We start from the raw sequence: 21,476 nt of genomic DNA on the forward strand, positions 1-21,476 counted from the left end.
CTCCTTTCTCCGCCATGATACAAAAATACCGCCCGTAGTCTCGTTTGGGCGGTACTTTGTGTAAGATTGGCAGTCCATTATTAAGTTTTTTATTATGTTCCCTTTGTACACCGTTGCAATAGGTAGCTATGACAAGCGGCGTGATAGAGGTTGGCGGCCTGGACGGAGACCGACTGTCGGATGTCTCTGCGTGTGATAAAAGGGAGGAGCTCATCAAGGCTGCCGTAGAGCGGTTGGGTATCGTGGTAAAACTGGAACAGATCCAGTTTGGGCCAGGCCAGAAGCTCCGCACGACCGGAGACAAAACCGCAGGCTTTTTCGGCATGAGGCATCGACTGAACGATTGCGCGGTATTCCGCGAGATCTTCCATCCCGAGGCTGTCCAGGATGAATACCAAGTCGATATCGCTCTGCTCGGTGGCTTCGCCGCGGCGATAGCTTCCCTGAATCCCTACAAAATGGACCCGTGAGCCGAAGCAATTCATAATTTTCCCCATCATAATTTCTTTGATCCAGAGGTCGTAGTTAATCATATGCTTCTCCTTTGTTGTGGTGTCCTTTTATTATAAATAGAGAGGGCTTCTCCGCGATTTTGTCCGATGATGTGGCAAATCCGAACCTCGTCACCGTTGAACGAAGTTCGGATTTGTTGGGTAACACTGTAAGAACGATCCATGCCGTCCCAAAGAATCGCTTTAAGTCAATTTGTGGTCCACTAACAGAGATAGGATCACTAGAAATTTTTTATGTGTTGCTAAGAAGTGTGTCTATAATCCTTGCAGCACAGCAGGGCCTCCATCTGCTGTACACCTTCCTGCTGAGATATGATAATTGCCTGTAAAATTGGCTTGAGTTCTGGACAGATAGGAAAACTCAGAGCATTTTTCGACATTTGGATAGCGCCCTTATGGTGTGGGATCATTTCCCGCATAAAGTCAGCGTTAATCTGGTTGCTGACTGGGGCGGTTCCCATATCGGTAAACATAGTTTGCGTAATTTGTCGGAAGCGCCGCTCATAAAGTCGCAGTTCTTGCTCAGTATTTTTCAGCTCACTACAGCGGTCCAGCGCTGCCTCCATGTTTTCGATGCTCTTCGTCTGTGACGTGATGATATTAGTTGCAATATTCTGTAATGGTATAAATGTAGTATATTGCAAAAGATTGCGCGACATTTCAATGGCCGCCCGATGATGTGGAATCATCTGTACGATAAAATTGTGAGAAATGCTGTCTGTAAGCTCTGCCGTTGTCATTTCTGCAATCATTTCATCAAGGATTTCATAAAAACGGCAAAGGTAGTTCTTAGCCACGTTGCTTAACATATATGGATCTGCCATAATTTATTTCTCCTTTCTTCTACCAGCTTATGTGAGAGCCACGATGTATGTGTCATTTTTCCGGTGAAGTAAAAAGCCTGATGAAAAGAGAAATAAAAAAACAGACTCGCATCAGCGAGTCTGTTTTTGGTGGAGACGAAGAGGATCGAACTCTCTACCTCTACACTGCCAGTGTAGCGCTCTCCCAGATGAGCTACGCCCCCAAAACAATCTTATCTTTTCGACTTAATTATTATAGCACAATTGAATGAAGGATGCAAGCATTTTTTATAAGTTTGTAAAATTTTTTAGAGGTTTTGAAGAGAATCCGAAGGTAATGTCGTTCTATGTTATGACAACCTCAAGGCCCAACGATGCTACTGTTGGCCCGCCGCGCTCCACGCGACGGCGGCACAGTTATTTCAGCGGAAAAAGGATCACCCATAGGGGGATCAATCGTTCTGTAACGATTTTTGTGCGATTTGTGCTATAATAGATCATATGAGAGAGGGCGCACAGCAGCGAGATGTGCCTGGAAGATGGAGCGTAGTAAAATGAAAGAACAGACAAAGCGGCGGTTCAAATTGGCAGGGGTCATCCTGCTGCTGATTGTATCAGCAGTGCTGATGATCAAGTTGATGCCCTGGTTTTACTCCTTGCGGCTGCCGGAAGTGCGCGAGGAGTTTAAAAACTATGTGGCGTCCCTCGGCTGGAAAGGGGTTCTGCTGGTGCTGGGCATCCAGGTGCTCCAGGTGGTAATCGCAGTGCTGCCCGGCGAGCCGGTGGAGCTGCTGGCGGGCATGACGTTCGGCATTTGGGGCGGCCTTGCCATCTGTATAGTGGGGCTGTTGATCGGCACAATAATGATTTTTTACCTGGTGAGGCTGCTTGGAAAGGGCTTTGTGGAGGGCATCTTCAGCAAAAAGGAAGTGGGCCGTTTCTCTTTTCTACAGAATACCAAAAAATTGGAGGTGCTCACCTTTTTGCTCTTTTTCATCCCTGGCACCCCAAAGGATGTGCTCACCTATGTGGCGCCGCTCACCAAAATCCGTCCGATCAATTTTTTTCTGATCGCTATTTTGGCGCGCATCCCGTCGGTGATCACCTCAACTTATGCGGGCCAGACGTTTATTGACGGCGAGTGGTGGAAAACGGTGGGGATGTTTGTGCTGATGGGGCTGATCGGCATAGCGGGAATCCTGATTAATAACTCGATTCTGGACAAGAACAACGGCAAGGAACGGCCAAAGAAATAGTCAAGAAAACCAAAGGAACCGGGCGAGGCTTGTGAGCCGCCGCCCGGTTCCTTTGTGTGTTAGGGTCTATCTGTAAGAGGTCTGTCAAAAGTTATTTGGTTTCCCCGTAGTAAGCCTTCATATAGAGCTCCTGAATCTCGCTCACCAGAGGATAACGCGGGTTCGCGGTTGTGCACTGATCTTCAAACGCCTTGTAGGAGAGCTCCTCCACCTTGCTCTTGAACACCAGTTCATCCACGCCGCACTCTTTGATGGACATCGGGCGTTCGAGATCCTTCATCAGGTCGCGGATCGCTTTAATCAGGGATTTCACGCCCTCCTCCGTTGTTTTGGCGGGCAGGCCCAGATAGCGGGCGATCTTCGCGTACTTCTCGTCGGCAACGAATTTATCATATTTCGGGAAGGAAGCAAACTTGGTGGGTTTGGTCGCATTGTACTCAATCACGTAGGGCAGCAGCACCGCGTTGGCACGGCCGTGAGGCACATGGTATTCGCCGCCCAGCTTGTGTGCCATCGAATGGTTGAGGCCCAGGAACGCGTTGGTAAACGCCATACCGGCGATCGCAGAGGCGTTATGCATCTTCTCACGCGCGAGTTTGTCCTCCGAGCCGTTGGTGTAGGCCCTTCTCAGGTAATCAAACACCAGCTCGATCGCTTTGATCGCCAGGCCGTCGGTATAGTCGGAGGCCATGACCGAAACATAGGCTTCAATCGCGTGGGTCAGAACGTCCAGACCGGTGTCGGCGGTGATCGATTTGGGCATCGACATGCAGAACTGCGGGTCGATGATCGCCACATCGGGAGTCAGCTCGTAGTCGGCCAGAGGATATTTGATGTTGCCGTTTTTCTTATCGGTGATGACCGAGAAGTTGGTGACCTCAGAGCCGGTACCGGAGGTGGTGGGGATGGCGACCAGCTTGGTTTTGGTGCCCAGCTTGGGGAAGCTGAAGGTTCTCTTGCGGATATCCAGGAAACGCAGGCGCAGGCCGTCGAAATCGGTGTCGGGATGCTCATAGAACAGCCACATGCCCTTGGCCGCGTCGATAGCGGAACCGCCGCCCACAGCGATGATAACGTCGGGCTGGAAGGCTCTCATGGCCTCGACGCCCTTCATGATGCATTCCACCGAGGGATCGGACTCCACATCCGCATAAATTTCACTGTGGCAATACTCGGTGCGTTTGCGCAGGTAATACAAAACCTTATCGATGTTGCCGAGCTTGACCATCATCGGGTCGGTGACGATAAACGCGCGGGAGATGTCGGGCATTTTCTCCAGATACTGGATGGAATCCTCTTCAAAGTAGATCTTCGGGGGAATCTTGAACCACTGCATATTGACTCTCCTCTTGGCGATGCGTTTTTTGTTGATCAGGTTGACGGTGGAGACGTTCTGAGAGACCGAGTTTCCGCCGTAGGAACCGCAGCCGAGGGTGAGGGATGGGGTGTTGGTGTTGTAGATATCACCGATGGCGCCCTGAGAGGACGGGGAGTTGACGATGATGCGGCCGACCTTCATCTCCTGACCGTAGCGCTCCGCCAGATCCATATCGCCGGTGTGGATGACCGCCGAGTGCCCAAGGCCGCCCAGCTCCAGCATCTTATTGGCGAAGGCGAAGCCCTGCTCGGTGCTGTTAGCCACAAAGTAGGCCAGGATCGGGCTGAGCTTCTCGCGGCTCAGCAGATATTTTTCGCTCGGCTCGGGGAGCGGAGCAATCAGGATTTTGGTCTTTTCCGGAACTTTGATCCCGGCCTGCTCGGCGATCCAGTTGGCGGATTTGCCGACGATGGCGGGATTGACCGCCTGTTTCTCGGCGTTCATTGCAAAAGCGGTGAGCTTCTCGGTCTCCTCGGCGTTGAGGAAGTAGCAGTTGTTCGCTTTCATGTACTGTTCAAACTGGGCTTTGATCTCCTTATCGACGATGACAGCCTGCTCGGAGGCGCAGATCATGCCGTTGTCAAAGGTCTTGGACATCATCAGGTCGGTGCAGGCCTGCTCCAGCTTCGCCGTTTTTTCGATGTAGCAGGGGACATTGCCCGGGCCCACGCCCAGCGCCGGTTTGCCGGCGGAGTAAGCCGCTTTGACCATGCCGGGGCCGCCGGTGGCCAGGATGGTGGCGACGCCAGAGTGGCGCATCAGCAGGTTGGTCGCGTCGATCGAGGGGTATTCGATCCACTGGATGCAATCCTTGGGAGCGCCGGCTTTTACAGCGGCCTCGTAGACGATGCGGGCCGCCTCGGCCGAGCACTTCTGCGCGGAGGGGTGGAACGCAAAGATGATGGGATTGCGGGTTTTAATCGCGATGATGCTTTTAAACAGGGTGGTGGAAGTCGGGTTGGTGGTGGGGGTGACGCCGCAGATGACGCCGACCGGCTCAGCCACTTCCACGTAGCCTTCCATCTCGTTTTCGTCGATCACGCCGACCGTCTGCTGGTGCTTGATGCTGTGCCAGATATACTCGGTGGCGAACATGTTTTTGATGACCTTGTCCTCGTACACGCCGCGGCCGGTCTCATCCACCGCCATCTTTGCCAGCTTCTCGTGTGCGTCCAGGCCCGCGAGGGACATCTCATGGACGATGTTGTCCACCTGCTCCTGGTCGAGCTCCATCATTTTCCTAAGAGCTGCCTGGCCCTTGGCCACCAAGGTGTCGATCATTTCCTGAGTCTCAACAGGCTGCGCGGTTTCTTTCTTCTTGTCTGCCATTGCTGTTCCTCCTAACACTATTTTCGCGTTCCGCCGTGTGCGGAACCATCAAACGTTTTTGGATGAAAGAATTACTTGTTAATTCTTTAACAATATAATATCACCTTTTCGATTTTTCGTCAAGCTGATATTGATATTTTTTTAACAATGTTTTTCACGATATATACTAATAGTTTACCTGATTTTTTGTGAAAAATCAACTGGAAAGGTAACGTCAAAAAAAGAGGCCGGTTGAGTCTCTTTTTTCGGACACCCTGGCGGGTGCTGCATCAGTTGTCCATATCCGACCACGCGCTGCCCTGCGTGCGGTCGTAGGTCAACTTCATCAGGGCCTGTGCGTCTTCGCTGTTGTCCCCCAAATCAAAGGTGAAACGGGGAGTTGTCTGCATCATCGACCACATATCGGTGAGGAAGCGATCCTTCGGCAGATCGATCGCGTCCCCCAGGATGTGGGGAAGATAGAATGTGGACACCTGTTCCTTTGGCAGTTCGTAATTCAGCTGGTAGTTGCTCCACAGCAGATAGGGCTGACGGTAGAGGCTGTAGCCGCTCGCAACACGGGTCAGCTTTTTGTAGAGGCCAGCCTGACGGCCGAGATAGGGGTAATGATCCCCGACGAACATCACCACAGTGGGGCGGCTGCGCTGCTTCAAATAGGCGGTCAGCTCACCCAGCGCTTTGTCTGTCTGTGCGATGCCGTACAGATACCGGCCAAGCTCGGCTTCCTCCCCGCTGGTTAGCCGATCATCGCGCAATGCATATTTTTCGGTGCCGGTGTAGGGCCCGTGGTTCTGCATTGAAATTGCGTAAATGAATTGGGGCTTGTCCGTTCCGGACTCCAACTGCGCCTCGATCTGGCGCATGAGGGTGTTGTCGTCGATATAGTCGCCCAAGCGGGTGGTCTTGACGTCGAAATCGTTCTCGAAGCAGAGGTTGTCAAACCCGTAGCTGCGGTACGCCTTATCGCGGTTGTAAAAGCTTTCGGAGAAGGGGTGGATAAAGGTGGTTTCGTAGCCCTGTTCCCGCAGATAGGCTGGGAAGGTGGGCCGCTCCTCCCCATCGGTGAAGAGCTGATGGGGGACGCTCTCGTCGCTGATTCCCTTGACTGGGAGGCCGAACAACAATTCAAATTCGGTTTTGCAGGTGTAGCCGCCGAAGGTGGGCACCATCGCCTCCCCTTTTGCGCCCTCGCGGGCCATGCGGTCGAACACGTCGTAGGTCCCGTTCGGAACTTTAACGCCGTCGAACTGACGAAAATCGGTGTAGGCCTCGGACATAATCAGAATCACGTCCGGCGCTTCAAACGGGCCGCTTTCGGCCGGGACCTGGGTGGGAAGCAGGGCTTCGATGCTCTTCTGGGAGTAGTCCTTCGGCCGGGCGAGGCGCTTACTCACCTCGCCGGAGATATTCTGGCTCAGATATGCGATCTGTAGATTTTTTTGAAAGACCTCGTCGGTGCTGTAGGGGCTGTAACCCGGCTCGTAGTCGATTCCGCAGACCTGATAGATTGCGCTGTAGACCGGAGGAACAGTGACCGTCAGGGTGAGCAGCGCCAATACCCCGGCGCCGAGCGGGAGCGCACCCTTCCACGGCAGGCGGACGCGGATGTGCAGAAATGCCGTCCAAAGGACGTAAAGGATCAGCGCCGCCAAGCTGCATACCATCACCGGGCTGATTTGAATCTGGGCAAAGCGGGCAACATCCGAAATTTTTCCGGCCATCACCAGATCTGCGATGCTAAAGTGGGTACCGTTGGCGTCGTATTTGAAGTATTCCACCAGCGCCAACAGGTACAGCGCGCCGCCCTCCAGAAACATCGCCATCCAGACCTGCCGCAACAGTAGCGCCAGGCCGGCGAACACGAGCCCCACGAAAAAGTAATCGTAGACCAACACGCCCACAGAATCCCCAAGAAAACGCAGCAGCGCAGGCAGGCTTTGCAGGTGGATATTTTCCACCACCAAGACTAGAAATAGGGGAAAGAATCCGACCGTCACAGCACACAGTACACGGTCTAAAGTGCGGTTGGCTTTAATTCTATTGTATAAGTAAGTGATTTGATTCATAAACGTTACCTCCGTTGTGGCCTCTCTTTTTGCCTGCTACTACTATAACGATCAAATCTTTCGGTTTTCTCCAGAAGAATCTTACAAATTTCTTTCTGTTTGTAGCGTACCCGAACAAAAAATGCCGAAACGGTTGTAATTTTAATGCAAATTGAGTCAACGTGGAAAAGAAATTTTTTTATAATGCTATCATATCATGTATTTTTGACAAAAATATGAAGAATCAGTCCGCGCCCCGCCGGTTTTTATGGAACTCTGCCCAGAAAATCGAGAAATGCACCAAATTGCGAAATGATTCATATAGTAGAAAGAATAAATCCATGCAAAGGTGTGATCAGTTTGATAATCTACACAGTGCGTCCCGGAGACAGTGTCTACAACCTCTCGCGCCAATTTGGCGTATCGCCGGAGCGGATCATTGAAGAAAACCAATTACATAACGTCAATCGCTTGATGATCGGCCAGGCGCTTTTGATCCCGGCCCAGCGGGTGCGGCATGTCGTGTCGTTGGGGCAGACCCTGTCCTCCATCGCCCGGATGTATGGCTCCACCGTGGAGGACATCCTGAAGGCCAATCCCTCGATTTCCGACCCCTCTCAGATTCATCCCGGCCAGGTGATCTCCGTTCCGGTGGGGACCACCCAGGGGGGAGGCATCGATGTCAACGGTTACGCCCTGCCCGACATCAGTATGGATGTGTTGGACGCCACGCTGCCCAACCTCACCTATTTGAGTATCTTCAGCTACCAAGCCAGGCCGGACGGCACCATCACCGAGATCAACGACCGCCCGCTCATCGAACGTGCGCTGCGTGACCGTGTCGCGCCCGTAATGGTGCTCACCAACATCAAGGAGGGCGGAAGGTTCGACAGCGACATCGCGCACGACATCCTGCAAAGCACTGCGGTACAGGATTTGCTCCTGGATGCGGTTGTTCTGGAGATGGATGAAAAGAACTATTACGGATTGGACGTGGACTTTGAATACATCTACCCCGAAGACCGGGACGCCTATGTGGCGTTTCTGCGCAGGGCGGCGGATAAGCTCCGTCCGCTGGGCTATTCGCTCAGCGTGGCGCTGGCGCCCAAACTTTCCGCCACGCAGAAGGGCATTCTGTACGAAGCGCACGACTACGCCCAGATCGGTGCGATCGTCGATCGCGTGATTTTGATGACCTATGAGTGGGGATACACCTACGGACCCGCTCAAGTATGATATTGCGCCGTGAGATCTGTCAAATAGCTTTTCACCTGTGGAGGTTGCCGCTGGTGGGTCAATTATTGATATCGGCCAAATATGATCGGATTTCGAAACTATTCGGTCGGATTTTGGAATGACTTTTTTGTGGAAGTTGTTATAATAAACTTATAAAAGAAATAAAAATTTTCATTTATTAGAGATCATTTTATTCAATAAAACGACAACAAAAGAGGAGGAAGATCATGAAAAAGCAGATGTTCAAGGCGATCCTCGCAGCGATTCTGGCGATGCAGCTGGCGCTCAGCGGCAGTATCGCGGCAATGGCGGAGGGTATCGAGACCGAACCTCCGGTGGAGCTGTCGGCAGTGGAGCCGTCTGAATCTCCCGCAGTACCCGAGGAGCCCGCCGTTCCCGACGGGGAGTTGAAGGAGGAAGACCCAGCAGAGATAGCGGAGGCCCAAGCGCCGGTACTACTGGCCGCATCGGTTCCAGAGGGCGCGGAGAAGATACCGCAGGACACCCTCACGGTGAGCTCCACCAACGGCCGTGAGGATTATCCGGATACAAACGCAGTGGACGGAAACCCGAACACCCTTTGGCACACCGCTGGAGGCGCGAATCCCCCGCATGACTTTTTCATCGACATGGGGAGCGAGCAGGCCGTCTCCCTCATCGAGATCACTGGCCGTAAGGGCAGCGGCAACAGCCTTAATGGCTTTCCTGCAAAGATTGAGGTGTACGCCAGCGAGGACGGAGAAATCTACGAAGAGCTGGTCGGCCAGGTAAACTGGACGGGTACAACGCTTTCGTCAGGCATGGTCAAGACAATCGAGCTGGATAACGCCGTGACGACACGCTACCTAAAATTACATATCACCGATACCATCATCAACAGTTCCCCCTATAAACCGGCGGCGATCGCGGAGCTCAACCTCTACTACATAGAGCCGTTCACACAGTTGGAAACGCTGATCGAGGATGCGGAGAAGCTGCTCGACCGCGTGACGGCGGAAGAGGATCGGGCCGCGCTGCAGGCCGCCATCGACGCGGCGGCGGAGTTTGTAGCAGCGGACAACCCCACGGAGATCGACGCTGAACTGGAGAAACTCCAGGCGGTGATGGATGAGATCGCGGAGAAGCTGATTGTGCGATATGACGTTTCTTCCCCGGATGGCAGCCTCACGGCCACCTTCTGGTTGGATGCGAAGGGCACACCTCGGTATCAGGTGGTTCGCGGCGACGAAACTCTGGTCGGAGAGTCTTCGATGGGTGTGACCCTGGTGGAGGAGAATGGCGGAGCACTGACCTCGGAGCTGTCCCTGTTGTCGGTCGACACCGCCGAGGTGGATACCTCCTGGACGCCGGCAGTCAAGTGGACCCGCGACGAAATCCCCGACGTGTACACCCAGTCGGTGTTCCATCTGGGCGACGAGGCGGGCCGCAGGATGGATATCATCTTCCGCGCCTACGACGAGGGCTTTGGATTCCGCTACTTCTTCCCGGAAGAGGACAATGCGTTGACGGATTTCACCATTTATCAGGAGAATTCCACCTTCGCCATCCCCGCGGGAACCCGCGCGCATGCCCACGGCACCCACAGCCAGTCGATCCCGAACGATGTCATGATAGAAAAGCTGATCGGCACCCACTATGTGCCGATCGTGCTCGAATACGAGAGCGGAAGCAAGGCGGGCATGTTCGAGTCCGACCTGTATGACTACGCGCGCCTCAAACTGGATGCGAACGGCGGTGTGCTGTCCTCCAATGTCAGATGGGGCAGCGCAAACATTACTGCCAGCGTGCCGTTTGAATCCCCCTGGCGCGGCATGATCGTGGCTGACAGCCTCGGCGGCCTGCAGGAGAACAACTACCTGGTGCAGAATCTGGCCGATGAGCAGAAGATCCAGGACATGTCCTGGATCAAGACCGGCCAGTTGATCCGCGAGGCAAAGCTCACCGAGGAGAACACCAAGGAGTGCATCGACTTTGCAGCGGAAAACGGGATCGAATACATCCTGTATGATTCCGGCTGGTACGGTACCGAAAATGATCCCGCTATGAACCCGATGGAGCCCTTTATCGGCGAATTCCCCTACATGCTCGGCGGATCTTCTATGCGCAGCTGTTATGTGGATGTCCGCGATGCGGCCAAGTGGGCGGCGGAAAAGGACATCGGCGTTATCCTCTACGTCAATCACATCCATTTGGAAGAGTATGATCTGGATGAGGTGTTCCGCACCTACAAGGAGTGGGGCATCAAAGGCGTGAAATTCGGCTTTGTCAACGTGGGCAACCAGTATTGGACCAAGTGGCTGGCCGATGCAGTGGCCACTGCCGCCAAATATGACCTGGTGGTCAAAATCCACGACGAATACATCCCCACCGGTTTGGACCGGGCCTACCCCAACCTGCTCAATGTGGAAGGCGTGCTGGGCGACGAGGGCAGTCCAAACTATGCAGCGGACCTCAAGCAGGTATTCACCCGCATGATCCTAGGGCCCGCAGACCACACCTTCTGCTATCCGATGATGAAATACCGCGGTGCGATCAAGACCGACGCCTATTCGTTGGCGTCCCCCATGCTGTTCTATGCCCCGCTCTCCTGCCCGTTCTGGTACGGCAGCCCGGCGGACTATCCGGACGACAGCGCGTACCCTGAGCGCAAGTTCTGGGTGGATATGCCCGGCGAATGGGACGAGTCCCGCCATATCGACTCGAGCTTCGGCGAGTACTACACCATGGCGCGCCGCAACGGCGAGGAGTGGTTCCTGGGCAGCCTGTCGGCGGTGAACCGTGATTTGGAATTCACCCCGGACTTCCTCACCCCGGGCGTCTCCTATGTGGCAGAATGCTACACCAACTCTGCCGGCGATACCCTGAGCAACAACAAGGTTGCCATCAGCAAATATATCGTCAACAGTGAAACTGAATTCCTGTTCCCAATGATTGTGGGCGGAGGATTGTCGGTGCGCATGGTGCCCGCCACCGAGGCTGAAATCTCGAGCATCGCGCCCTATTCCAAGCACCGCGAGCGCTTGGGCAACCGCCTCAAAGTGGCGGAGCAACTTGACCTGAGCGTGTACACCACCCGCTCGCTGCGCGAAAGTGACATCGTCGCGGTGCGTGAGGCAGCGCGTTTGGTCTATGAAAATATCGCCGCCGAGGAGGCGGATGTGATACTCGCGGCGGATAACCTGGAGAGCGCGATGGCGGCCCTGGTTGAGAAAACCTTCTATTTTGAAAAGATAGATCAAAGTCTGCTGAGTGCCAGCGCTAGCACCGAACGTCCCGGTACCCATGAGGCCAAGTTCGTGTTGGATGGCAATCCCGATTCCATCTGGCATATCAAGGGTGGTGTCGGTGTAGATCCGCCGCCGTTTGAGTTTTGGCTCGACCTCGGTGAGGAGAGAGCGGTGGATGCCATCGAGATCACCGGGCGGCGCGACTCGGGTTCCAGCTATAACGGCTTCCCCGTAGTAATTGAGGTTTACACCAGTGAGGACGGCGTCACCTACGACAAGCAGGTGACCTCAGTCAATTGGAAGGGGATGTCGGTCGGCGCGGGCACCACCCGCAGGATCGATCTTCCCGAGACGATCAACAGCCGTTACATTGAATTGCACATCTTGGATGCATATCACAACAATAGTCCCTATGTTCCGGCGGCGATTGCGGAACTGAATCTGTACTACAGCCCGTTTTCCTATCTGAACCGTCTGGTAAGCCGTGCGAACGACCTGCTGCCGCGTATCACCGACGAGGCGGAGAAGGCGGCCTGGATCGCGGCGATTGACGACGCGGTCTACTATGCGGAGACCGCGCAGAACACCGATGAACTGGCGGCTTATGAGCAGGCTCTTGAGGCGTTGGTCGCCCCCTTTGCTGCGGACAAGGCAATTTTGACCGACCTGCTTGCGGCAACCGACGGCAAATACGACGGGAACCGCTTCACAGCGCAGAGTTGGGCGGCGTTTGCAAAGGCCCTGAACAACGCGAAAGTGGTTGAGAAGGATATCGCCGCGACTCAGCAGGAGGTTTATAGCGCATACCTGGAGCTGGTGAAGGCGCGCGACGGTTTGACTTACGCGGTGGACACCAGCCTGTTGGAGCTGGCGATCAAACTGGCGGAAGAGGTCCTGGAGAATACCGGCATGACCGACAAATCCAGGCTGGAGCTGACCGAAGCTGTGGAAGCGGCCAGGGCAGTGCTGAACAATGCGGAGGCGACCCAGAGCGAGGTCAATGCGCAGTATAAGGCTGTCATGACGAAGATCACCGAGCTGGTTCCGGTGGATAAAAAGTGGCTGGGCGAAACGATTGAAGCTGCGCGCGGACTTCAGAAGAAGAACTACACCACAGCGAGCTGGGCCGCGTTCGTGGAAAAGCTGGCTGCAGCTGAGCTCGTCTACGGGAACAATGCGGCGAGCGAAACGCAGGTGAAGGAAGCGCTCGATGCGCTGATGAAAGCGATGACCGAGCTCGAATCCCTGACTGTAAACAAAGTGGCGCTGCAAAATGCGGTGGATCTGGCAAACGAACTGATTGACAGTGGAAAATACGACGAAGCGACGTTGGCCGACCTGATCGCGGCGGTGGCTGACGCTCAGAGGGTGCTGGACGATGAGCATGCGACCCAGCAGCGGGTTGACGGCGCTAAGGTGGCGGTGGTTACTGCAACCGCGAAGGTGCGCCTGAAGAAAGCGTTGGACGATGCGAAGGTGGAGAAGGCGGCGCTTTCCAAGTCGGATTACACTGCGAGGAGTTGGAAGAATTACCTGTCGATCATCGAGAAGGCAGAGATGGTGTACAACGACATGGGTGCAACAGAAGAGCAGATCGACTTGGCGGCAAGCCAACTGAAGGGCGCGGCCGATGTGCTGCGCAGGCCGTCCAGCTCGAAGAATTCAGTTGCGCAGGTGAGCGACAGCGATTACTGGGCCGGCGTGGCCGAGAAGATCAGCGGCGCGGATAAGGGCGGCAAGGTGAACGCGACGCTGGAGGGCGGCGCGATGATGCCCGCCACCGTGATCGATACGCTGAAGGGCAGGGATGTGACCTTAGTCGTGACCATCAGCGATAAAAACTATGAACTGAACGGCCTGAGCGAGCTCAAGGGCTACAGCGCTTCTGCGGTGTATTACACGGCGGAAGAGATCATGGCGATGGCCGGCGGCGAGGCGAAAACTGCGGCAGCGGAAATCCCCGTAAACAGCAACCCGGAAACGGGCGGCGGGATCGCTATGGCGGTAGCGCCTGAAGCGGTCGCCCCGGCTGAGGCGGCCAGCGCGAACGAGACGATTGGCGGCGCGCAGGCTGCGGCGGAGACCGCGGTGGATCTGTCGGCCTGGGAGATCGTTGCAATGGCGGTTGCAGCGGCGGCTGTACTGGTCGGCACGGCGCTGGTTCTGCTTCGCAAAAGAAACAGAGATTAAACTTTCTTAATTTTCCTTTTAACAAGGATGCAGGGCGGCAGATGGTCTGCCGCCCTGCATCCTTATTGATTGCAAACGAGACCGAGCCCTGGAAGTTTCCGTTTTCCAGATGCAGTTTCTCTTTTTTCAAGATGAAATTAGATATAGAAAATCTTCCACCACATCGTAAAGATGTAAACAACTCAATCTTTTGACATTGCACAGTGAAACCAGCCGTCCCAGTTTTGGCCGGTCGGTTGTAATATCCGCAATTACAAGTCCGTCACATAAAATTCCATAGCCGATGTAGGATTGATCCTCAAGTTTATAGCTATCATAAAATATTGTATACATCCTATAACACCTCTTATATTTTTTGGCCGGGATTGGTGCGGTCCGAAGCAACGAATATGGTTGAATTTTCAGGCAGCTTGACACCCTCTCGATGATATCAACGGTTGTATTTCCCTTGCCATGTTCGATGCTCCGGAGATGCGACACACTAATACCGGCCATTGTAGCAAGATTTTGTTGGGTAATATTTTTTTCCTTGCGAACTGTTACGATATTCTGTCCTAATATACTCTTTAATGTCATGGCTTTTCTATTACCTCCAGAGACTATTATCTCCAGCTATATAATAGAAAATATTCCACCAAATTACAACTTCAATATATTAGCGTCAATATATTGGCGGTTTTGGCCGAGTGATATAGTTGCTTCGCCACTATTTTATAGCTTTGCGCAGCAAAGCTATAAAAAACGGCCATGTGGGTCGTTCCGGCCCACGGCCCGGATACGCGTAAAAAATACAAAAGACACCCGGGATATCCCTCCGGGTGTCAAATTGTTCCGATATTGCGCTCCAACTTGGAAAAATTAAAGTTTGATCCCCAACTTATTTGCGATCTCTTCCGGGGTCATTCCAGACTCTTTGGCTGCTTTTAAAACAGTTCCAACACCAACCCTTTTTCTGCGTGGAGCGGGGTTTAAGATCGCTGCCTTCTTACCCTCTAATACAGCAATGTTGGCTTTGTGTGTCTCAATTTTCTGCTCGATTTCTGCAATGCGTTCTTCCTTGGACCTGTAATTGCGTTTCGCGGTTTCTGCCATCATAATAACCTCCCAAAGTTATTTGCTCTACTAAATTTAAGTATAGTAAAAAGATCAACACGATATTCACATGTAAACACGCAAATTTATCCTGCTGAGCAAGATATGGAAAACGCAGAAAAGCAGGTTGACATAGAGAATGGACCCAGCGCATATGCTTCCTATATATCACAATAGGAGGTGCGCTCAAGTGCTGGCAGATAAGCGGGATTCTGCGTTTATCACAAAGATGATTATGATGAGTATTCTCAACAGGCTGGCGGAGGAACAGTACATCACAAGGGAGCAGCAGATGAACATACAAAGAAAAATAAGCATCAATTGAACTGACATTCTGGTGAACGCAAAAGGAAGCCTTATCGATACATATTGTATGGGTAAGGCTTTCATTTTAGGGTTCCTTGATTGAGGGGGAAAGGAACATTTGAGTATCAATGTAGCAGCTTATTGCCGGGTATCTACCGATCACGAAGACCAGAAAAACAGCTTTTCAACGCAACAGGAATATTTTACCCGCTACATCAGCGGCCATGACGATTGGAAGCTGGTCAAAATTTATGCTGACGAGGGGATCACAGGCACATCCACCAAAAATCGGACGCAGTTTAAACAGATGATTGAGGACGCCAAGAACGGCGCAATCGATTTGATTGTGACCAAAGAGGTATCCCGGTTTGCCCGCAACACTGTGGATACCCTATTTTACACCAGACAGTTGAAAGCCAAAAGGGTTGGCGTATTTTTTATCTCGGATCAAATCAATACGCTGGATAACGATGGAGAACTGCGTCTTACCATTATGGCGTCCCTGGCGCAGGACGAATCGCGCAAGACATCTGAACGTGTAAAATGGGGAATTGAGCGCTTCATGGAGCAGGGAAAGGTGTTCGCACCATCCCTATTGGGATATGATATTTCCGGTGGACAGATCGCTGTAAACCGTGAGGAAGCATACACGGTTAGAATGATCTTTAACCTATTTGTCAACGAGGGGGTCAGCGCACGCAAGATCGCCCAAACCCTGACAGAAATGGGGATTCGGCCTGTCAAACAGATGAAGACATGGTCCTCCACCGCCATTTATAGAATTTTAAAAAATGAAAAATATGTGGGGGATTTGATTCAACGAAAACATGTGGTTGAAAATTATCTGGATCACAATTTGATCCCCAACACCAATTCCGAAACCCTTTTTGCATGGAAAAATCATCACGAACCGATTATCGACCGTGAGACATGGGACACAGCGCAAAAGATCATCAATCACACCAGCCAGGCCGCACAGACGAGGAGGAAGGTTTCCAACCGGTACTGGTGCTCCGGAAAAATCATCTGCGGCGTCTGCGGCAGAGGATATTCGATCAACAGGAAGCGGATGGCGGACGGCAGGCCGGTATATCTGTGGCGTTGCATCAATTCCATCCAATATGGTAAAGAGAAGATCAACGGGTTGGGTGAGAAGGTGGGGTGTAGTAACTGTCAGATCAATTACAAAGTGATTGTGGCCTGCGTCAAATGTGTTATGGATCAATTTACATTGCATATGGACGCCTTGCTCCCCGAGTTTTATCGGGCGGTGGAATCAATTGTATCCGAAAAGAACAGCCTCACAGCGGAGTACTTCCGGAAACAGATTGAAGTCGTTGAGGCGCAGCGGGTCAAGGCGCTGTCTCTGTATGTCGATGGGGCGATCAGCGAGGATGAAATTGAGGTTTTGCGGAAAGACTACGACAACAAAATTAACGCGTTGAAGGATCAGATGGAGGACCACAAGCAGCTCGATTTGCACCCTGATAGACCTGAAGTGATGCCTGTCTTAAAAAAACGGGTCGAAGAGATTATTTTGAGGGAAGAATATTTGGACGGCGCCTTTTTCGCCAGAGTGGTCGATGAAATCGTTGTCTATCGCAACGAGCTGCATATCAGCATCCATAACATGGCAAGCCCGTTTGTTGTCGCATATCAGGTTGCCGGCAGAGGCGACAGTTACCGGGTGTTGTGTGAATTAAAGTAAATCCATGCTGCATTTTGTGGAGCAAGATAATACCGGAGCACCCGCTCAGGCGGTTTCCCCGATCGACCAGGTGGAGCGGGTGCTGCAATACGCTGTATCGGTGATGCCCTCGGAAAAAATTCTCATGGGGATGCCCAACTACGGCTACGACTGGACCCTTCCGTTCGTTCCAGGCTCGGCGGCGCGATCCCTCTCCAACCAGGAGGCTGTGGAACTCGCTTCCCGCGTGGGTGCAATGATTCTCTACGACGAGCGGGTGCAGGCCCCGTACTTCAACTACTACGATGAGCAGGGGCACCCCCACGTGGTTTGGTTCGACGATCCACGCAGCATTGCGGCGCGGCTTGCATTAGTGGCAAAATACAACCTCGCAGGGGTCAGTTACTGGAACATCAACACCTTCTATCCACAAAACTGGGCGGTGCTGAATGCGATGTACAAGGTGAATAAGGTGCTGTAAGGCTTTTGCTCACAACAAAAAATCCCCCGCTTAAGAGCGGGGGATTTTACTATATGCAGGGAATCTGCTACTTTGCGGCGGAACGGACGGAGGCCTGTTGGAGCATGGCCACAAAAAACAGAACCATGCCGGCGCCGAGCAGAATGTGCCCAAGCCCGGCGACGCCGGAGAGCGAGGCGTCGGCTGCGCGGCTGAGCGCAAGCCCCAACACCTGAACCACGCCGCGGGCGACCAGAGAGCCCACCGCAACGATCATCCCGGCGTTGTAAAGCGGGAACCCCAGCCGGAAGCGCCTGTTCCCCCACAGGTCGAGCCGGTCGTTCAGCAGGGCGAGCAAAAGGAAGAAGACCATACCCAGCACAAAGAGGTGGGTGTGCACCACGCCGAGCGACGTCTGCCCGGAAAAGCCGCTTAACTTTGTGAATTCACGGTAGAATACGCCGCCCGCAAGCGCTGCGACGGCGTAGCCAAATGAGGTGCCGATCAGCTTTTTCATAGAAACGCCTCCTGATGCATGATCTATCATACACAAATTACGTATATGATAGCAAAGGGAGAGCACAAAAGCAAGGAAAGGCAGGATTTACACCACCTGGAAGAGATAAAATTTCAGATAATTGGTCTCCTCGACGTTCCACAGGATCGGGTGATCGGGGGACTGCTGACGCGCCTCGATCTGTTTGAGCTGCACGCTGGCGTCATGGGCGGCGCTTTGCAGCATCGAGCGGAAGAGCGGGTCGGTGGCGAAGTGGGAGCAGGAACAGGTGGCCAGATAGCCGCCCCGGGGGAGCAGCTTCATCGCGCGCAGATTGATCTCCTTGTAGCCCCGCATGGCGCTTTCGGCGGTTCTGCGCGATTTGGTGAAGGCGGGTGGGTCCAGGATGATGAAGTCGTATTTTTCGGAGGAATGCTCCAGAGATGGCAGCAGGTCGAATACATTGGCCACCTGGAAGGACATCCGATCCTCCAGGCCGTTGCGGCGGGCGTTGGCGCGCGCCATGTCGATGGCCGATTCGCTGACATCCACCGCGCAGACATGGGCTGCGCCACCCAGCGCCGCATTGAGGGCAAACGAGCCGGTATGGGTGAAGCAGTCGAGCACCCGCTTGCCGTAGGCCAGACGGGCCACCGCTTGGCGGTTGTACTTCTGATCGAGGAAAAAGCCGGTCTTTTGTCCGTTTTCAAAGTCCACGCCGTAGGTCACGCCATTTTCCACAATCGTGGTCTGTGTGCTGCTGGGATGCTCCCGTCCGGGCAGATCGAACCAGCCCTTGTACTGCTCGAGTCCTTCCAGCTCGCGGATCGCCACATCGTTGCGCTCGTAAAGCCCGCGAATCTCCTGACCGTCCTCGCACAGGATGCGGCAAAGCAGCGGAAACAGCAGGTGCTTGATCCGTTCCATGCCGATCGAGAGGGTCTGCGCAACCAAGATATCGCCGAACCGGTCCACAGTGAGGCCGGGAAACTGATCGGCTTCTCCAAAGATAATGCGGCAGCAGGAGAGGTCGCTGCCCATCACGGTTTTGCGGTAATCCCAGGCGTGGCGCAGCCGCCGCTCATAAAACGCCTCGTCAAAGCGGTCGTTCGCATTGCGCGAGAGCAGCCGCACCCGTATCTTCGAGTGTTCGCTGAGAAATCCCGTGCCGAGATAGCGGCCCTTGTCGCTGACGACATCGACCAAGCCGCCGTTTTGTACCGGCCCTTCGGTTTTGAGCAGTTCGGTGTCGTAAATCCAGGGGTGCCCCGCCAGGATGCTGGCCTGTGCTTTGCGTGTAACGGTCACGATGGGGAAACCGCGTTCCAGTTTCATAAGCTCATTCTCCTGATGTTTTAGTCGCCCCTCCGCAGAGGAATCCAGTCCAGTATACCCCCAATCCATCCTCGCGGTCAATAGGAAAGCGAGAAGGGGTCCGAAGGTCAGGCTGCCACCGCAAAGAGGGTGCGAAACATTATTTTCAGGCAGTGCAGTGGGCCATAGACGCGAAGTTCCCGCAGGTTGTAACCCATCTTGGCGGGCAGAATTTGCGTGAGATAGACCTCGTCGACATCGCAGCCGGGGACAAGCAGGCGCGCTTCATCCTGATAGGCGATGCTGGCCTCCGACGTGAGCCCGGCAGGCAGCAATAGGGTTGCCATCATCTCCGGGGTGTAGCGCGCCACATAGCTCGGGACCTCTGGGCGCACGCCGACAAACGCCATCTCCCCCTTCAGGATGTTCCAGAGCTGGGGCAGTTCATCCAGCCGGCTGCGCCGAAGAAAGAGGCCGGGCCTGGTCACACGCGCGTCGTTACATGTGGTGACGGCCGGATTTTCGCCTTCTTTCCGGTTGCTGGTCATGGTGCGGAATTTGCAGATGGAGAATTTGCGGCCATATTGGGTGACGCGGGTTTGTCGGAAGATCACCGGCTCCTGTGGGGAATCCAGCTTGATACAGATGGCCACAGCAGCGAAGATGGGGGAGAGCAGCAGGAGCAGCGCGGCTGCAAGGACGCGGTCCGCCACACGGCAGAGGAAGATTCTGAAGCGCCTTCGAGCCAGAATCTCATAATAGGGGCGCACCTCCTCCAGGCGCATGGCGTTGGGCAGGCGATCCCAGGGGAGCAAAGTCATGGCAGGATCACCCCCGCAGCGCGATGCAAAAGCGGTCGATGACGTAGTCCTGCTGGTCGTCGGTCATGGCGGAAAAGAGCGGCAGGGTGACCTCGTTTTTGTAGAGGGCGAGTGCGTTGGGAAAGGAGGCTGCATCGTATCCCAGCTTGCGGTAGGCGGTGAGCAGGGGGAGCGGCTTGTAGTGCACATTGGCGGCCACACCGTCGCGCGCGAGCGATTCGATCACCCGGTTGCGCGCGGCCTCGTCCCGGCCGGTCAACCGCACCGGGTAGAGGTGACCGTTGGAGGTGTACGCATCAGTGAAGTGGGGGAGCAGCTCCACATCCAAATTGGCGAACGCGCGGTCGTACCGCTCGATGAGCTGGCGACGGCGCGCGAGGATCGACGGGTAGCGCTCGAGCTGGGCGAGCCCGATGGACGCCGCCACGTCGGTCATATTGCATTTATAGCCGGGCAGGAGGATGTCATACTCCCAGGCGCCGGGGGCGTTCTTGGCGAGTGCGTCGCGGCTTTGCCCGTGCAGCGATAGAAGCTGGAACTGGCGGTAGAGCTCCGCATCGTCCCATTCTTCCCGCGCGCGCCAGGTGACCGCGCCTCCCTCGCCGGTGGTGAGGTTTTTGACCGCATGGAAGGAAAAACAGCTAAAATCGGCCAGGGCTCCGCTGGGAACCCCGCCGCGCAAAGAACCGAAGCTGTGGGCCGCGTCGGCGATCACGGCGGCCCGCCCCAGCGCCTTTTGCTGCGGGGAAGCAGCTTTGAAAAGTCCCTTGCGGCGCTGCGCGATGCCGATGAATTGTTCGTAATCGCAGGGGATTCCGGCGATGTCCACGGGCAGGATCGCCTTGGTGCGCGAGGTGACCGCGCGGGAAACAGCGTCGGGGTCGAGATGATAGCTGCCCGGGGCGGTGTCCACCAACACCGGGCGTGCGCCCACATGGCAGATCACGCTGGCCGAGGCGGTGTAGGTGTAGGCGCTGGTAATCACCTCATCGCCGGGGCCGATCTCCAGCAGGCGCAGGGTCAGTTCCATCGCGGCGGTCGCCGAAGAGAGGCAGACCGAGCGCGGCGTTCCGCAGCGGGCGGAGATCTCCTGCTCAAAGCGCTTGGTTTTTGGCCCGGTGGTGATCCAGCCGGAGCGCAGGGTGTCGGATACCGCGTCGATTTCCAGCTGGGTGATGTCAGGAGGAGAAAAGGGGATGTTCATAAGGCGGCACCTCATCTCGTGAAAATCTCCATTATTTTTTGTCCATCCAAGGGTATTATACCGGATTGCGCAGGGAAAGAAAACGATTTCGGGAAATATGAAAATATCCCTCTTGACGAA

Annotated in this window: 16 protein-coding genes and 1 tRNA gene; 6 read left to right on the plus strand and 11 right to left on the minus strand. The window is 54.4% G+C overall.

Translation table 11 applies throughout. From position 1 onward, the window contains the following. Nucleotides 1–92: 92 nt before the first annotated feature. The 3 genes from H8711_RS07240 to H8711_RS07250 form a co-directional block, all read right to left on the minus strand. The gene (locus H8711_RS07240; RefSeq protein WP_249282804.1) at nucleotides 93–533 is read right to left on the minus strand and encodes a nucleotidyltransferase domain-containing protein; all 441 of its coding nucleotides are present in this window, start codon (nucleotides 531–533) and stop codon (nucleotides 93–95) included. Between the two features lie 221 nt (nucleotides 534–754). Further along, on the minus strand, nucleotides 755–1,336 hold the full coding sequence (locus tag H8711_RS07245; protein ID WP_249282805.1) for a DUF305 domain-containing protein: 582 nt from the start codon (nucleotides 1,334–1,336) through the stop codon (nucleotides 755–757). Between the two features lie 127 nt (nucleotides 1,337–1,463). Continuing rightward, nucleotides 1,464–1,539: transfer RNA gene (locus H8711_RS07250), tRNA-Ala, on the minus strand. A gap of 330 nt (nucleotides 1,540–1,869) precedes the next feature. Here H8711_RS07250 and H8711_RS07255 point away from each other — a divergent pair. Continuing rightward, a complete protein-coding gene (locus tag H8711_RS07255) occupies nucleotides 1,870–2,571 on the plus strand; it encodes a TVP38/TMEM64 family protein (RefSeq protein WP_249282806.1) in 702 nt (233 codons plus the stop codon). Nucleotides 2,572–2,662: 91 nt separating this feature from the next. Here H8711_RS07255 and adhE read toward each other — a convergent pair whose 3' ends face one another. Together adhE and H8711_RS07265 are read right to left on the minus strand one after the other, a co-directional pair. After that, a complete protein-coding gene (gene adhE / locus H8711_RS07260; protein ID WP_249282807.1) occupies nucleotides 2,663–5,278 on the minus strand; it encodes a bifunctional acetaldehyde-CoA/alcohol dehydrogenase in 2,616 nt (871 codons plus the stop codon). Between the two features lie 269 nt (nucleotides 5,279–5,547). Further along, nucleotides 5,548–7,344, minus strand: coding sequence for an LTA synthase family protein (locus tag H8711_RS07265; RefSeq protein WP_249282808.1), 1,797 nt, complete (start codon nucleotides 7,342–7,344; stop codon nucleotides 5,548–5,550). Between the two features lie 339 nt (nucleotides 7,345–7,683). Between H8711_RS07265 and H8711_RS07270 the strand changes: the two genes are divergently transcribed. Next, complete coding sequence (locus H8711_RS07270) at nucleotides 7,684–8,559, plus strand: LysM peptidoglycan-binding domain-containing protein (RefSeq protein WP_249282809.1); 876 nt, start codon at nucleotides 7,684–7,686, stop codon at nucleotides 8,557–8,559. 227 nt (nucleotides 8,560–8,786) lie between these two features. Then, on the plus strand, nucleotides 8,787–13,976 hold the full coding sequence (locus tag H8711_RS07275; protein ID WP_249282810.1) for a glycoside hydrolase family 97 N-terminal domain-containing protein: 5,190 nt from the start codon (nucleotides 8,787–8,789) through the stop codon (nucleotides 13,974–13,976). Nucleotides 13,977–14,102: 126 nt separating this feature from the next. Here the strand turns inward: H8711_RS07275 and H8711_RS14350 are convergent, their stop codons facing one another. Both H8711_RS14350 and H8711_RS07280 read right to left on the minus strand, forming a co-directional pair. Then, nucleotides 14,103–14,552 carry a helix-turn-helix domain-containing protein gene (locus H8711_RS14350; RefSeq protein ID WP_425515990.1) on the minus strand — a complete coding sequence of 150 codons (450 nt, stop codon included), beginning with the start codon at nucleotides 14,550–14,552 and terminating at the stop codon, nucleotides 14,103–14,105. 282 nt (nucleotides 14,553–14,834) lie between these two features. Continuing rightward, nucleotides 14,835–15,071 (minus strand): hypothetical protein, encoded by a 237-nt coding sequence (locus H8711_RS07280; protein ID WP_249282811.1) that lies wholly within the window; start codon nucleotides 15,069–15,071, stop codon nucleotides 14,835–14,837. A gap of 187 nt (nucleotides 15,072–15,258) precedes the next feature. Between H8711_RS07280 and H8711_RS14020 the strand changes: the two genes are divergently transcribed. The 3 genes from H8711_RS14020 (at nucleotide 15,259) to H8711_RS07290 (ending at nucleotide 17,542) form a co-directional block, all read left to right on the plus strand. After that, nucleotides 15,259–15,393, plus strand: a complete 135-nt coding sequence (locus tag H8711_RS14020; protein WP_283245883.1) for a hypothetical protein — start codon at nucleotides 15,259–15,261, stop codon at nucleotides 15,391–15,393. Nucleotides 15,394–15,492: 99 nt separating this feature from the next. Further along, a complete protein-coding gene (locus H8711_RS07285) occupies nucleotides 15,493–17,082 on the plus strand; it encodes a recombinase family protein (protein WP_249282812.1) in 1,590 nt (529 codons plus the stop codon). 16 nt (nucleotides 17,083–17,098) lie between these two features. Continuing rightward, complete coding sequence (locus H8711_RS07290) at nucleotides 17,099–17,542, plus strand: glycosyl hydrolase family 18 protein (protein WP_249282813.1); 444 nt, start codon at nucleotides 17,099–17,101, stop codon at nucleotides 17,540–17,542. Between the two features lie 67 nt (nucleotides 17,543–17,609). On the opposite strand, the gene H8711_RS07295 is transcribed toward H8711_RS07290, so the two are convergent. From H8711_RS07295 to H8711_RS07310, 4 genes are all read right to left on the minus strand, one after another. Then, nucleotides 17,610–18,038: a DUF2871 domain-containing protein gene (locus H8711_RS07295; RefSeq protein ID WP_249282814.1), complete on the minus strand. Its 429-nt coding sequence runs from the start codon at nucleotides 18,036–18,038 to the stop codon at nucleotides 17,610–17,612. A gap of 87 nt (nucleotides 18,039–18,125) precedes the next feature. Further along, nucleotides 18,126–19,352, minus strand: coding sequence for a class I SAM-dependent rRNA methyltransferase (locus H8711_RS07300; protein ID WP_249282815.1), 1,227 nt, complete (start codon nucleotides 19,350–19,352; stop codon nucleotides 18,126–18,128). A 107-nt stretch (nucleotides 19,353–19,459) separates the two neighbouring features. Further along, entirely contained in the window at nucleotides 19,460–20,152 is a 693-nt protein-coding gene (locus H8711_RS07305) for a sugar transferase (RefSeq protein WP_249282816.1), read from the minus strand. A gap of 7 nt (nucleotides 20,153–20,159) precedes the next feature. Then, nucleotides 20,160–21,356 (minus strand): DegT/DnrJ/EryC1/StrS family aminotransferase, encoded by a 1,197-nt coding sequence (locus tag H8711_RS07310; RefSeq protein WP_249282817.1) that lies wholly within the window; start codon nucleotides 21,354–21,356, stop codon nucleotides 20,160–20,162. Nucleotides 21,357–21,476 lie beyond the last annotated feature (120 nt).

This window comes from Ligaoa zhengdingensis (assembly GCF_014384885.1).
In the GTDB taxonomy this organism is placed as follows: domain Bacteria; phylum Bacillota; class Clostridia; order Oscillospirales; family Ruminococcaceae; genus Ligaoa; species Ligaoa zhengdingensis.